The sequence below is a fragment of the Paenibacillus sp. LC231 genome (assembly GCF_001860525.1).
Taxonomy (GTDB): Bacteria; Bacillota; Bacilli; order Paenibacillales; family Paenibacillaceae; genus Paenibacillus_AQ.
Genome location: NZ_JFOM01000056.1, coordinates 278867 through 292321 on the forward strand (window position 1 = coordinate 278867; position 13455 = coordinate 292321).

The 13455-nt window shown below is 50.1% G+C and carries 14 protein-coding genes and 1 other annotated feature; of the genes, 12 read left to right on the top strand and 2 right to left on the bottom strand.

All coding sequences use genetic code 11. The features are described 5' to 3' along the window. Positions 1 to 38: 38 nt before the first annotated feature. The 9 genes from AK95_RS31720 to AK95_RS31760 all read left to right on the top strand — a co-directional run bounded on the left by AK95_RS31720 (position 39) and on the right by AK95_RS31760 (position 8299). A complete protein-coding gene (locus AK95_RS31720; RefSeq protein ID WP_071223903.1) occupies positions 39 to 671 on the top strand; it encodes a nucleoside recognition domain-containing protein in 633 nt (210 codons plus the stop codon). A 6-nt stretch (positions 672 to 677) separates the two neighbouring features. Continuing rightward, the gene (locus AK95_RS31725; RefSeq protein WP_071223904.1) at positions 678 to 1211 is read left to right on the top strand and encodes a spore maturation protein; all 534 of its coding nucleotides are present in this window, start codon (positions 678 to 680) and stop codon (positions 1209 to 1211) included. 126 nt (positions 1212 to 1337) lie between these two features. Beyond that, positions 1338 to 1676 (top strand): N-acetylmuramoyl-L-alanine amidase, encoded by a 339-nt coding sequence (locus tag AK95_RS31730; protein WP_071223905.1) that lies wholly within the window; start codon positions 1338 to 1340, stop codon positions 1674 to 1676. A 21-nt stretch (positions 1677 to 1697) separates the two neighbouring features. Beyond that, the gene (locus AK95_RS31735) at positions 1698 to 2453 is read left to right on the top strand and encodes a pseudouridine synthase (protein ID WP_071223906.1); all 756 of its coding nucleotides are present in this window, start codon (positions 1698 to 1700) and stop codon (positions 2451 to 2453) included. A 125-nt stretch (positions 2454 to 2578) separates the two neighbouring features. Next, positions 2579 to 3106, top strand: coding sequence for a redoxin domain-containing protein (locus AK95_RS31740; RefSeq protein WP_071223907.1), 528 nt, complete (start codon positions 2579 to 2581; stop codon positions 3104 to 3106). Then, a complete protein-coding gene (gene resB, locus AK95_RS31745; protein WP_071223908.1) occupies positions 3103 to 4806 on the top strand; it encodes a cytochrome c biogenesis protein ResB in 1704 nt (567 codons plus the stop codon). The genes AK95_RS31740 and resB overlap by 4 nt, the downstream gene beginning before the upstream one ends. Then, positions 4793 to 6046 carry a c-type cytochrome biogenesis protein CcsB gene (ccsB, locus tag AK95_RS31750; RefSeq protein ID WP_071223909.1) on the top strand — a complete coding sequence of 418 codons (1254 nt, stop codon included), beginning with the start codon at positions 4793 to 4795 and terminating at the stop codon, positions 6044 to 6046. Before resB ends, ccsB begins: the two co-directional genes overlap by 14 nt. A 101-nt stretch (positions 6047 to 6147) precedes the next feature. Then, positions 6148 to 6864 carry a response regulator transcription factor gene (locus AK95_RS31755; protein ID WP_009595176.1) on the top strand — a complete coding sequence of 239 codons (717 nt, stop codon included), beginning with the start codon at positions 6148 to 6150 and terminating at the stop codon, positions 6862 to 6864. A 1-nt stretch (position 6865) separates the two neighbouring features. Next, positions 6866 to 8299: an ATP-binding protein gene (locus AK95_RS31760; RefSeq protein ID WP_071223910.1), complete on the top strand. Its 1434-nt coding sequence runs from the start codon at positions 6866 to 6868 to the stop codon at positions 8297 to 8299. 125 nt (positions 8300 to 8424) lie between these two features. Here the strand turns inward: AK95_RS31760 and serA are convergent, their stop codons facing one another. Further along, positions 8425 to 10017: a phosphoglycerate dehydrogenase gene (serA, locus tag AK95_RS31765; RefSeq protein WP_071223911.1), complete on the bottom strand. Its 1593-nt coding sequence runs from the start codon at positions 10015 to 10017 to the stop codon at positions 8425 to 8427. Between the two features lie 191 nt (positions 10018 to 10208). Continuing rightward, positions 10209 to 10438 (bottom strand) — a binding site (T-box leader). 226 nt (positions 10439 to 10664) lie between these two features. Between serA and AK95_RS31770 the strand changes: the two genes are divergently transcribed. From AK95_RS31770 to AK95_RS31780, 3 genes are read left to right on the top strand one after another with little or no spacing between them, the layout of a single operon-like run. Further along, entirely contained in the window at positions 10665 to 11264 is a 600-nt protein-coding gene (locus AK95_RS31770) for a CPBP family intramembrane glutamic endopeptidase (RefSeq protein ID WP_071223912.1), read from the top strand. Continuing rightward, positions 11251 to 11661 carry a hypothetical protein gene (locus AK95_RS31775; RefSeq protein ID WP_071223913.1) on the top strand — a complete coding sequence of 137 codons (411 nt, stop codon included), beginning with the start codon at positions 11251 to 11253 and terminating at the stop codon, positions 11659 to 11661. Before AK95_RS31770 ends, AK95_RS31775 begins: the two co-directional genes overlap by 14 nt. Further along, on the top strand, positions 11658 to 12476 hold the full coding sequence (locus AK95_RS31780) for a metallophosphoesterase (protein WP_071223914.1): 819 nt from the start codon (positions 11658 to 11660) through the stop codon (positions 12474 to 12476). Before AK95_RS31775 ends, AK95_RS31780 begins: the two co-directional genes overlap by 4 nt. A 51-nt stretch (positions 12477 to 12527) precedes the next feature. Here AK95_RS31780 and AK95_RS31785 read toward each other — a convergent pair whose 3' ends face one another. Next, positions 12528 to 13439 (bottom strand): polysaccharide deacetylase family protein, encoded by a 912-nt coding sequence (locus AK95_RS31785; RefSeq protein WP_071223915.1) that lies wholly within the window; start codon positions 13437 to 13439, stop codon positions 12528 to 12530. Positions 13440 to 13455: the final 16 nt, after the last annotated feature.

Here is a 13455-nt window from a genome sequence, read left to right on the forward strand (position 1 = left end):
ATTCTCACGCGAGCGAGGCAGCAAACGGGGGCGAAGAGATGATCAATTTGATTTGGATGGGGATGATACTGATCGGCTTTATCTTTGCGGCAGTTAACGGGAACATCGAAAGTGTTACAAAAGCCGCATTTGACGGAGCCCAGACGGGAGTAACCGTCTCCTTCGGTCTCATCAGCATACTGGTATTCTGGCTAGGCATGATGCGCCTGGCAGAGGACGCGGGCCTGCTGAAGAAGGTTGCCAAGCTGCTGGGCCCGGTTGTCCGCTTCCTGTTCCCGGATGTACCGAAGAATCATCCCGCTATGGGGTATATATTGTCCAACATGAGCGCCAATTTGTTCGGTCTGGGGAATGCGGCGACTCCGATGGGGATTAAGGCGATGCAGGAGCTTCAGAAGTTAAACCCGGATAAGGAAACAGCGTCTCCGGCGATGTGTACCCTGCTGGCATTAAATACGGCCAGCATTACGCTCATACCGACAACGCTAATCGCGATCAGGCTCAATTATGAGTCCGCTAATCCTTCGGAAATCGTTGGGACCACGCTTTTGGCCACAGCGATTGCGACGGCGGCCGCCATTATGGCTGACCGATGGTATCGAAGAAGGACGATACGCCGCCAGAAGCCGACAGGAATCAGTACAAGCCTGAACCCGGATGTGAAGGGGTGATGAATCTTGCTGTCATGGATTAATCTCGTTTCCGCCTGGTCTATTCCCATTATTATCGCATTCATTCCGCTTTATGCTTATACCCGCAAAGTGCCCGTATATGAATCGTTTGTGGATGGAGCGAAGGACGGCTTCTCCACGGCGATTGGGATCATTCCGCACTTGGTGGGCATGATGGTCGCCATTAGCGTGTTCCGGTCTTCCGGCGCGCTGGAGTTTTTTGTGGGTTGGACGGGCCCCTTTCTGCAATCGCTAGGCGTACCGAGCGAGATTTTGCCTTTGGGAATTCTCAGGCCGCTGACGGGTACAGGCTCTCTCGCTTACACAACGGAACTGATCCGGGCATACGGTCCGGATTCCATGATTGGCCGAATCGCTTCGACCATTCAGGGAAGCACCGATACGACTTTGTACGTACTGACTGTCTACTTTGGCGCCGTCGGAATCCGCAATGGCAGGTATGCCCTGAAGGTGGGACTGTTCTCTGATGTGATCGGTTTTATTGCGGCGATCGCCGTCTGCCTGCTGGTGTTCGGTTAATTGAGATCATTCGGACGGTCTGAGTAAGGCGGAGCGTTTTTTCTATGTAACGGGACGTATGCCCATACCCTCGATTCCCACGCGTCATATACTGCTGCAATTACAAATTGTAGTAGGGGTGATGAAATGGAATTCGAGGGTTTTGTTATTCATCATACCGTGTGCGAGCGGGAACCGCGGAACTGGGATTTTAAAATTCATCCGGACGGCTCGGTTTCTTCTTCATCCGTGCTGGTTCACCCGGGCCAGATTCATATCTGTCTGGAGGGCGACTTTAATATCGGCTACGAGTCCATGTCGCTGGACCAGAAAACACAGCTGTTTACCGCCAGCAAAATCATTTTGGAGCTATCCAGACTCCATGATATTTCCCCGTTATACTTGTTTCCTCACTCCGACTCCTGCCCTGGGGCACATTTTCCATGGAACGCGCTTGTGATTTATCCTGTCGATGGTTATCATTAGGAATGAGGTGACCTAACGAACATGGAGAGATTACAGAAAATTATGGCACAGGCCGGAGTCGCTTCCCGCCGCAAGTGCGAGGAATTGATTCTTGAAGGCAAGGTGCAGGTAAACGGAGAGACCGTTACCGAACTCGGCACGAAGGCCGATCCAGCTCAGGATATCATTACGGTTTCAGGCAAACCGATTAAGAATGAGAAAAAGGTATACATTATGCTGAACAAGCCGAAGGGAGTTATTACAAGCGCTTCTGATCCCGAAGGCCGAAAAATTGTATCGGATTATCTCAAGGGCATCAAAGAGCGGGTATATCCGATTGGACGTTTGGACTACGATACGGAAGGACTCCTACTGCTGACCAATGACGGCGAGTTTGCCAATCTGCTCAGCCACCCTAAATATCATGTGCCCAAAACATACTTGGCTACCGTGAAAGGGGTGCCCCATGGCACCGAGCTGGACAAGCTTCGCCAAGGGATCATGCTGGAGGACGGAATGACGTCTCCTGCCGAAGTGGAATATAAGGATGTGGACCCGGATAATAAACAATCCGTCATATCGATTACCATCCATGAAGGCCGCAACCGTCAAGTCAGAAGGATGTTCGAAGCGATCTCCCATCCGGTAACGCGATTGAAGCGGATATCTTATGGGGATCTGCTGCTGCAAAATTTAAAACGAGGCTTGTACCGCCATTTGACAGCGGATGAAATCAACCAGCTTTTGCAGATGGCGAAAGCCGCTAAGCCGGGCGGGAAACCGAAGCGAAAACGTTAAACCCGACACATAATATTCAAAATGGCGAGCGGCGTTTATGACAAATTTCGTTATAATTGTTCATAGGATGTTCACACCCGTAGTAAACGATATGATGAATGTCATAGAAAGGAAGCTGCTGCTTTATGGGCAAATCAAAGAAAAGCGTACAGATTGTAATTCTGCTTGCCATCATCCTGGTCGGAGTTTACGCCGTTGCAACTGTTGTATTCGGCTCTGATAAGGTTCCCAAAGTGGGTCAAAAGGCAGCGGACTTTGAACTTCTAGGCATGGATGGCAGCGTACATACCATGAGCGAATACGAAGGCAAGGCCAGGGTGATTAATTTCTGGGGCACCTACTGTCCGCCATGCGTGCGGGAAATGCCGGCTCTTCAAGCCCAGTGGGAGAAATGGAGCAGTCAAGGCGTTGAGATCATCGGAATTAATGTGGGCGAGAACAAAATGACCGTTGAGAATTTTGTGGCTCAAACCGGCGTGAAGTTCCCCATACTGATGGATCCTAAACGGGATGCTGTTGCCAGCTTCGGGGTTGGACCGATGCCGACCACCTTTTTTGTTACGGCCTCTGGCAAAATTGATCATATCCGTATAGGCGAACTGGATTTGAACACCCTTGACAAACAAATTGAACAGTTGGTGAATGCGAAATGAGTCAAGGTTCCAAGCCTTTGATCCAGAATACGAAGTGTGATTGCGGACACCAGAATCCAACGGGAACGGTTCTCTGCGAGGCATGCGGCAAGCCGCTGACCGAGGAAGCAGAGGCCCAGCCGATTCTGGAAATGCGGTATGACGGCGTTGCTCGTCGATCACAGAAAGAAAACCCCGGTATTATCGATCGGGTATGGAATTTCTTTTCTTCGGTAAAAGTAGCAATATATCTGATATTGCTTACCCTGATTGGTTCCTCGTTAGGGACCATCTTTCCGCAGGAAAGTACATTCCTTAATATTGACCCCTCGGTCTATTACAAAGAGGAGTACGGGCAGTTGGGGCATATTTATTACTTGCTCGGGCTGTCCCATACATACACGTCATGGTGGTTCGTGCTGCTGCTTGTCATGATCGGCGCATCGCTTGTCATTTGCAGTCTCGACCGGGTCCTTCCACTGTACAAAGCGCTCAGCAGACAGCGGATTCCGAAGCATATGTCCTTCCTTACCCGCCAAAAGGTGGTATACCAAGGACAAGTCGAAGAGGACGGTGCCGACTGGGTTGAACGGGTGAAACCGATCATTAAGAAAAAGGGCTACCGCGTGCGAACGGATGGTGGAACCCTACTGGCGGAGAAGCAGCGGTTCAGCCGCTGGGGCCCCTATGTTCTTCATATCGGCCTGATTATTTTCCTGCTTGCCGTTCTTGGACGGAATCTTCCTGGACTGCATATGGACGAGCACATGGCCTTCCCTCAAGATGAGCCTGTGCGCATCAAGAATACCAGTTATTATTTATTGAACGATGGCTTTAAGGTGGAGTTCTATACCGAGGACGATATGCCTGAGGAATTTAAAGGCAAGAATAAAGTACTGCCGAAGGAGTTCCAAACGCAGGCGATTCTGTATATGTGCGAGGCCAATTGTGACGATCTCGGTAAAGAGCCCGAGCTCGTGGAAGTGACGCGTCATAACATCGAGGTGAATCATCCACTCAATTACAAAGGGTTAAAAGCGTATCAATTCGATTATGATCTGACCCCGATTCTCCGTTCGGTTTCGCCGGTGCTGGTTGACAGTAAGAGCGGGAAGGAATACGGCAAAATCACATTGTCGATCGACGATCCTCAAAGAGAGTATCAGGCGGGAGAATATACGTTAACGCTTACACAATCCTTTACCGATTTTGGACTTGGCGATAACGGCAAACCGGTAAATCTGTCACCTAACCCGAATGCGCCTGCATTCTTATTTCTGATTAAGGGACCTGAACTGCCGAAGGAAGGCATTCAATATTTCTACTTCCCGAAGCAGATCGATAAGGAACGCTTTAACCAGGAAGCGATTAATGCACAGCTGGCGGGTGGGGAAGCGCTCGTACAACTGGATGTTCTCAGCATGGACGATGTGGACTTTTCGGAATCTACGACTTATCTGAATATTCGTGTGGATAAAGCCATGCCGTTCATTTGGATTGGTTGTTTTATCGGTATGGTCGGTCTGGTCATGGGCTTTTATTTCACCCATCGCCGGATCTGGCTGCGTATTGATAACGGAACGCTGACACTTGGCGCACATACGAACAAGAACTGGTTTGGGCTTCGCAAGGAGGTCTCCGCGATCCTCAAGCAAATGAATATCGAAGTCGATGAAAAGTCATTGGAGAATAACAGGGGGACTAAGCATGAATCTAATTGATTTTAGCGGCGACGCATTTATCGTGGCCTTTACCTTATACTGTGTGGCATTTATCATGTATGCACTTGCCGTCATGGGACGACGGTTCCGCAAGCGGGACCCGGAAGCCCATTTGGCTAAATGGGGAAAGATTGCATTTGTTACGGCATCGATCGGTTTGATCGGACATCTGCTGTACTTCTTTACGAGATGGGCGGGCTCCGGTCATGTGCCTGTCAGCAACATGTATGAGTTTATGACCTTCTTGTCGATGGCAATCATGATTGCCTTCCTCGTACTTTATTTTATCTACAAAAAGTCGCTGCTCGGATTGTTTGCACTGCCACTGGCAATCCTGATCATGGCCTACGCCGCCGTGTTCCCGCAGCAGGTGCAGCCGCTGATTCCTTCGCTCCAGTCCTATTGGTTGGGTATTCACGTTACGTTGGCGGCGCTGGGCGATGCGTTTTTTGCGGTCGGTTTTATTGCCGGCCTGATGCACCTGCTCCGTACCGTTAACTTTAGCGGAACGGACAAGGGCTCACGCAAGGAACAGCGCTGGCTTGAGCTCGTCATGTTTGCCATCGTGGTGCTGATCGGATTTATATTGTCGGTATACAGCTTCCGTGCAGGTGGATATCAAGCTGAATTTAACCAGACTTTGGTTGACCCGAAGACAGAAAATAGTACAATAGTAAAAGTGGAATATAACATGCCACCGCTTGTCGCACCATATAAGAGCGAGACGGAGAGCATGCAGTCCTTCTTGGGCATGAAATCTCCGCTCATGGAAGCCCCGTCCTGGATGCACGGCGTGAATGCGGGACGTAAGCTGAATACGGTGGTATGGTCGCTGATCACGGGGGTGATCCTGTACGGATTGCTCCGCCTGATTCTGCGCAAGCCGCTGGCAAAATTCATTCAGCCTGCACTGAATAGATTGGATCCGGACGATCTGGATGAAATCAGTTATCGCGCCATTGCGATAGGATTCCCGGTATTTACGCTGGGTGGTCTCATATTCGCCATGATCTGGGCAGAAATTGCATGGGGCCGGTTCTGGGGCTGGGATCCGAAGGAAGTGTGGGCGCTTATTACATGGTTGTTCTACAGCGTGTACCTTCATTTACGGCTGTCGCGCGGCTGGCAGGGGAAACACTCGTCCTGGCTGTCCGTTATCGGCTTTATCGTGGTCATGTTTACGCTGGTCGGCGTCAACTTGATTATCGCGGGTCTGCATTCCTATGCGGGAACCGATTAATTGTCAATAGAATAGCAGTGCATGATCAATCAGAAGGGCCCTTTCTTAATCAAGAGGGCCACTTCTGATTTTCCCTATAAAAAAGAAGGAGTTGGCCGCCAATGTCAGAGCACGGAAATCGTATTCTTGTTGTTGATGATGAAGAACGGATTCGCCGCTTGTTAAAAATGTATTTGGAGAAGGAAGGGTATGAAATCGAAGAGGCGGAGGATGGAGAAACTGCACTTCGCAAAGCAAGCTCGGAAGATTACGGGCTCGTTATTCTGGATGTCATGCTGCCCGGCATGGACGGCGTCGAAGTGTGCACCCGTCTCCGCCAGGTGAAGTCTACGCCTATTCTCATGCTGACTGCCAAGGGTGAGGAGATAAACCGCGTACAGGGATTCGAAGTGGGAGCCGACGATTATGTTGTGAAGCCGTTCAGTCCGCGCGAGGTGATCTACCGCGTGAAGGCGATTTTGCGCCGCTCATCCGCTACGGCCTATTTGAGCAAGGAACCAAACCCAAGCAACAGCATTGTTTTCCCGCATTTGATCATTGAACATGATGCTCACCGCGTGACGGCCGGCGGGCATGAAATCAGTTTGACGCCAAAGGAATATGAGCTTCTGCACTACCTGGCCTCGTCCCCGGACAAAGTATTCTCCCGGGAAGAACTGCTTAAGGACGTATGGAATTATGAATTTTTCGGCGATCTTCGCACAGTCGATACGCACGTGAAGAGGCTGCGGGAGAAGTTAAATAAGGTATCCGCGGAATCCGCAGCGATGATTACGACCGTATGGGGAGTAGGCTACAAGCTGGAGGTCCCGAAGTAACGTGAGTTTCTGGAGATCACTCGTCGGCAAGCTGTGGATTACGATAACCTGTTTAGTCGCGTGCGTGCTGCTGACACTCGGATTATTTTTGCTCCCCTATATTGATACCACGTTTGCAAACTCGGATGCCATCAAACGTTTATTTACTTATGTAGCCATAATCGGTTTTTCGATGACCACTTTTTTCGGGTTGTTCCTGTTAACGAAGATTACCCAGCCCATGCAGCAGCTCATTGAGGCCGCCAATGACATCCGTAAAGGGAAATATGGCACTCGGCTAAATCTTGTGACCAGTGACGAGATTGGAGAGTTGGCCAATACGTTCAACCATATGGCAGCAGAGCTGGAAACGAATATCCGCAACTTGAACCATGAGAAGGAGCATCTGTCCAGTGTGCTGAGAAGCATGAGCGACGCCGTGATTACTTTTGATAACCACGGTCAGGTCATTCTGGTGAACCCGCCAGGACAGGAAATCATGAAAACCTGGAAAGGGCTGGAGTGGGATGATGAGCTGCAGGGCGGAGGCTGGGCGGCCGATGTCATGCCCAAACCGCTCAGTGAGCTCTATTATGCCACCGTGAACGAAGGGAAGGACCAAAGCGCTGACCTGCATGTGAAGCAGGGAATTTGGTCAGCACATATGGCTCCCTTATATTCGGATGAAGTGATCCGCGGCGCCGTTGTTGTATTAAGAGATATTACCGAGCAGGTCACGCTGGAGAAGATGCGTACGGATTTCATTGCCAACGTGTCGCACGAAATCCGGACGCCGCTGTCCATGATGCAGGGCTACAGTGAAGCGCTGCTTGACGGGATGGCGGCTTCACCGGAGGAGAGCAGGGAGCTGATACAGGTGATTCATGAGGAATCCCTGCGGATGGGCCGGCTGGTGAAGGATCTGCTTGATTTAACCCGTATGGAAGCAGGGCATGCAGAGTTGTCCCTGCGGGAGATGGACGCAGGTGAACTGTGTGAAAGGGTATACCGGAAGTTCACTGTTCGTGCCAAGGAACGCGATATTGATCTTCAGCTCAACAAACTTCATTCGAATCTTCTGCTCGAAGCGGCGGATGAAGATAAGCTTGAGCAGGTGCTGACCAATCTGCTGGACAATGCTTTTCGTCATACGCCTTCAGGCAAGCAGATCCGAATCATTGCCGATCGGATTACCGTATCGAATACAGAGGCGCTTCAGGTGAAGATTAGCGACCAAGGCGTCGGTATTCCGCCTGATGATCTGCCTTTTGTTTTTGAGCGATTCTACAAGGCCGACAAAGCGCGTGTACGGGGGGAGACGGTGGGAACCGGCATAGGACTCGCCATCGTGAAAAATATCGTGACAGCGCATCATGGCACGATTAACGCAACAAGTGAAGTAGGCGAAGGAACGGTGTTTACGATGATCATTCCAACAAAATCGGCAGAATCTTAGGGAATATCTCCGCAAAAGACAAAACACGCTCGCAAGGAGCGTGTTTTTTTGTTGAAATAAAGGGGTTAATCTTGTTCTACGTGGAACAATGATTAACCCCTTATTGTCTTATACCTGTCCTGAATTTAGCCCAGCGCGATTTGCTGCGCGGTGTTCAGTTCCGACAGCCCGGCAAGCTTGACCAGAACGTCTTTAGGAACGTCTTTATCCACCGTCAGAAGCATGATGGCTTCACCGCCGATGACTTTACGTCCAACCTGCATGGAGGCGATATTGACATCGTTCTCGCCGAGCAGGGTTCCGACACGACCGATAATGCCCGGTTTGTCGTTATGGGAGATCAGAATCAGATGACCTTCCGGAGAGATATCGACCGGGAATTTATCCAGACGGACAATCCGTTCGCCGTAACCGAGCAGGAGTGTGCCTGCGACAATTCGCTCCAAACCGTTTTGCGTTTTGAGCGTAACGGTAACGAGGTTGGTGAAGTCTTTGGTTTTTGGTGTCTGGGAGACAACGACGTGAAGATCACGGCTTTTTGCCAAATGCATGGAGTTTACGATATTCACTTCGCTTCCGAGATGGCGTTCCAGCACACCCTTCACGATGTATCGGGTCAGGGCCTGCGTATCGACTTCAGCCAGCTCGCCTGCATAGTCAACGTGAATCTCCTTCACCGCGTGTGCGGTGATCTGAGCCGCTACACTGCCCAATTTCTCGCCGAGCGAGAAGTAAGGCTGCAGCTTGTTCATTACGCTGGCCGCTACAAGCGGGAAGTTGACCGCATTCTTAAACGGCTCGTTGCGCAGGATATGAAGCACTTGTTCCGACACGTCAATCGCAACGTTCTCCTGAGCCTCAACGGTAGATGCACCCAAATGCGGGGTCACGATAACCTTTGGATGGTTAAGGAATGGATGATCGCTTTCAGGCGGCTCATGTTCGAATACGTCAAATGCGGCTCCGGCAACAATGCCTTCATCGATCGCTTCCACAAGCGCGCGTTCGTCAATGATGCCGCCGCGGGCGCAGTTCACGATCCGCATGCCGCGTTTCATCACTTCGAATTGCGGTCTTGCGATCATATGGCGGGTTTCCGGCGTAAGCGGAGTATGGACCGTAATGAAGTCGGCGCTGCGGATAATGTTATCCACCGAGGAGAGTGTCACGCCCAGTTTGTCCGCACGCTCTTCCGTCAGGAACGGATCGAAGGCAAGAATGTTCATGCCGAAAGCCTTGGCGCGTTTAGCCACCTCGCTGCCGATTCGGCCCATTCCCATGACACCCAGCGTTTTGTTACGAAGCTCAACGCCAAGGAAGGATTTTCGGTCCCAGGAACCGCCCACCGTTTTGGCATAGGCCTGAGGGATGTGACGGGCGAGGGCAATCATCATGGCAAACGTATGCTCCGCTGTTGTAATCGTGTTACCGTCTGGCGCATTGATAACAACGATCCCGCGCTTCGTAGCAGCCTCAAGATCAATGTTGTCAACGCCAACGCCAGCACGGCCGACAACCTTGAGATTGGTTCCTGCATTCATAATGCGTTCTGTTACACGTGTCTGACTCCGTACGAGGAGTCCGTCATATTCACCGATAATGGCAGTGAGCTCATCCTCGTTGAGCCCGGTTTTTTTGTCTACCTGCACATCGGCGGCATCCATTAACTGCTGGATCCCCAAATCACTGATCGGATCCGATACCAATACTTTAAACATGGTTTCTCTTCCTCCTTAAAATCCTCTATAAAATGCGGTACTGCAATATTGAATAAGGATTACGCGGGGCGTATTCCGTTATACACCAAAGATTCCAATAAAGCTGCAAGAGGTCTATACAGGTTTGACGCGGTGTCGTGGCAAAGAGACAGGAACATAAAAAAACTCCCAATCCGCATACTACCTCCGTAGTAAGGGACGAGAGTTATTCGTGGTGCCACCCTTATTCGCTGCCATGTTGCGGCAGCCTCAAGCGGTCTGTTCAGACCATGATTGGTAACGGATATCATCCGATTTGCGCCTACTCAAGTTTCAGCGAAATATCTCAGGAACGCTCAAGAATACTTTTACGCCACCGATTTGCACCAACCATCGGCTCTCTGAGGACGTTACAGCATCTCTTTTCCATCATCGGTTTTCACAGATTAATTTTTTCATAATGTATCATGGCTCTAACATTGTGTCAATAGGTGTTTATTCCGTTCATAGGCCTTAAAGTAGGGGATGAATCAAGGGATAGCCTTGAATGTCATGCCGTTAATTTGCTATGATGCATATGCCCGCCTATGATGGAATGATTCTGATATTACTATGGTTGTATACGATGATAATCTTAAAAATCAAGATGAAAGACAGGCCCATCTTCTATGAAAAAATTTAAAATACGCGTAAAAAGAATCGAAGCCCACCAATTAAACGATCGGCTGCTGCTTATTAATCTGTATCTTACCCAAGCATTGACACTTATTGCAGGGTTGATCTGGATCCTGTTTCAGCAGAGGAATCCGTTTGGGCTCTTTGTCATTCCGAAGGATATCGAGTTCGTTTATTGGGGGCTCGGACTTGCTGCCGCCATGCTGGTAGTGGATTTTGTATTATCCCGGTTTGTGTCAGAGGATAGTATGGACGATGGCGGAATCAATGAAATGCTGTTCCGAAAAAGGCCGGTTTGGCATATTTTTGTTATAGCTTTGGTTGTATCCATCTGCGAGGAGTTATTGTTTCGAGGAGCCATCCAGCATGCGTTCGGACCGTACTGGACGAGTATCTTGTTCGCGCTTATTCATGTCAGATATTTAAAACATTGGCTTCCAACCGGGTGGGTTTTCCTAAGCAGTTACGGTCTGGGCTACGTCTATATTCAAACGGGTACCATTTGGGCACCAATCCTGTGCCATTTTCTGATTGATTTCATATCAGGAATGTTGATTCGGTTTCGGAGGAAAGAGGAACATGAACGAACTTAGCAGAATGCAGCGACATCAGAGCCGAAATAAAAGCCGCAAAAACAAGTCAACGGCTCAATCAGAAAAAAGAACGGCAGCGAAGTCGCGACAAGCGGATGAAACGAGGAGTCGATCTAAATCGCCACCCCGAGCAAGCTCCGTGGAGCAAAAGCCCCAGAGCAGCACGACAGCGGACGGCTTGAGCCGTTCGAGATCGACCCGGTCACGTCAGCGTCAAACAGAGGAAGAAGTGTCTGCTCCTAAACGCACGAATACATATTCCTCGTACCGCGTAAGAATGAGCAAATGGTTTGTGAACTCATTGATCGTCATTTTCATATTGTTAATGGTAGGTCTTCTGTGGTGGGGACTTATCGGAGCACCTCCATTAAAGGAATTGTTAAAGGAGTTATTATGAGTGTGTTGATGTGGATAGCAGGTGCTGCGGCACTCGGTGCAGGCGCTATCGGCTGGATGAGGGCTGAGGCCAGGGGCTATCGGGTGCGTGAGGAAGAAGTCGTATCCGATCGTATCCCTCACTCGTTTGACGGGTTTCGGATATTGTTCATCACCGATATACATCGCAGACAATTGTCAGAAGAGAAGCTATTATCCAATCTTTCATCGGTGGATTGCGTACTGCTTGGCGGAGATATCACGGAAAGAGGAGTGCCCCTACAGCGGTTGAGGCATAACTTGTCGGTGCTGGTCCGTATCGCACCCGTTTATGCCGTCTTGGGGAATCATGATCTGAATGCAGGCAAGGACGCTGTCCGTAAAGCGTTGCGCGAGAGCGGCGTTATGCTGCTGAATGACAAGACCGTTACGTTAAAACAGAGTAACGAGCTAATTGTTCTTAGCGGCGTAAGGCAGCCGGCCAGCCGGAAACACCCATACACAAGATTTCGGGGGAATGCAGCTGAAGACCAGTATCACATCATTCTGGTGCATGATCCGATATGGATCAAGGGCAAGGATATGGTGCATGGGGATCTGGTGCTGGCAGGACATACCCATGGGGGACAGATCGTGCTGCCGTTGGCCGGAGCCGTTCGTCTGACGCGCTTTTACAAGAAGTTTAAATCCGGATGGTATGCACTGCCGAGAAAGGCGGGCGAAACCGAACATTCTTCCAGGATGCTGATCAGCCGGGGATTCGGTACTTCCCATATCCCGCTGCGCTTGCAATGTCCCGCAGAATACCATGTGATTACATTACGCAAAAAACCTTAATTCGATCGTCAGATGGTGACGGCAGAATTAAGGTTTTTGTGTTTTCCCGGATTATCTTATTTTCGGTTCGATTTGCCGCGGATCCACAAAGCCATATCCTTTGGCTTCAAGCTTGGTCAGCAAGGTATCGAGGGCCTCTACGGTCCACGGAAGCTCGTGCATCAGAATGTTGCTGCCAGGGTGAAGCTGCTCGAGCACATTGCTGACGACGGTATCGGGCTTGTTTTTGCTTTCGCTTTCCCAATCCAGCGAACCGTTGGACCAGGTCATGAACAGCAGGTCATGACTAAGGGCAACTTCCTTAACAATATCTCCGCCAGAGCCGAACGGAGGACGGAAAAACTTCGGTTCCGATCCGGTCGCTTCCTTGACGATTTGCTGGACATCGCCGATCTGTTTCTTTACCGTCTGTTTATTTTCTTTTTTCAGGTCGATATGGTCCCAGGAATGATTTCCAATGATTTGACCGCGGTCATGGATCAGCTTCAGCAGTTCAGGATGTTCCTTTGCGCGGTATCCATTCACGAAGAAAATCGCTTTGGCGTCATGTTTGTCGAGCGTATCGATCATTTGGCTGATCATTTTTTCTTCCTTGGGACCGTCGTCAAATGTGAGCAGCACCACTTTTTCGGATACGGCATCATCATTGGGGACGATGCGATACACCTTATTCATGTGATACTTCGGTTTAGTCGGCGCCTCGGCATCGGGACTCTTGACGGCTTCATCCGATGGGTCCGCGGGAGTATCTACTTCAGGCTCGGCTTCAGGCTTGTCCGTTTCGGTTGACTTGTCGGTACCTTCTTTGGGAGCGGACGCCTGTCCAGAGGTTTCATTTTGCTGCGTTGCTCTGTCATTACCGACTTCCGTGGCCGTGCTTTGCTTCTGATCAACTCCGTTGTTGCCGCAAGCGCTGAGCATAAGGCAGCAAGCCAGCAGAAGTACTGTTCGTGTTCTAACCATGATTCCATCTCACTTT